The sequence below is a fragment of the Caldicellulosiruptor sp. F32 genome, from assembly GCF_000404025.1.
Lineage (GTDB): Bacteria > Bacillota > Thermoanaerobacteria > Caldicellulosiruptorales > Caldicellulosiruptoraceae > Caldicellulosiruptor > Caldicellulosiruptor saccharolyticus.
On the sequence record NZ_APGP01000078.1, the window covers coordinates 1 to 684 of the forward strand.

Genomic DNA, 684 nt, shown 5'->3' on the forward strand with positions numbered 1-684 from the left:
AATACTAATTGTTCATTTAAGAAAGGAATAATGACGTTTTAGTGAGTAAAATAGAGAAAAAAGTGATAAGAGTGCGTGTGATGAATTTGATATTTATATGAAGTCCTCAAATTCATCACACGCCACTTTTTTGGATGAGTCTTTTGTAGGTTATTACAATTGAAGATAAAGAGAAAGGTTTTGGAGGGGAGTTCAATGTTAACTAAGAAAAAGCTTAAGGAGTATGTATATTTTGTATCGATTATTTTTTTATGAGTATTATATTGTTAAATGGACAGATAAATGTGAGCAAAAGTAATTTAGCAATGGCGGCAACAGGAAGTCAAATTGAGAAGTTAAATAGAGGATTAATTGCAATAAAAGTAACCAACGGAGTATTTTTGAGTTGGAGAATGTTTGGTTCAGATCCAGCAAATATAGGATTTAATATTTACAGAAATGGAATAAAGATAACTAAAACACCAATTCAGAACAGCACAAACTATGTTGATACTGATGGAACAACCAGTTCGAGGTATTATGTAAGAGCAGTAATAAATGGGGCAGAGGTAGAGCAATCTGAAGAAGTAAGTGTGCTTAGTAGCAATTATATTGAAATAAGATTAAATAAACCAGCGAATTCTCCACTCGGTGCTTCATATTCGCCAAATGATGCAAGTGTCGGCGATTTAGATGGTGATGGGG

Annotated in this window: 1 pseudogene; it reads left to right on the plus strand. The window is 32.9% G+C overall.

Annotated elements, in window-relative coordinates:
* Positions 1–263: 263 nt before the first annotated feature.
* Positions 264–684: pseudogene (locus tag H964_RS07340) on the plus strand (cellulose binding domain-containing protein); the annotation flags it as partial.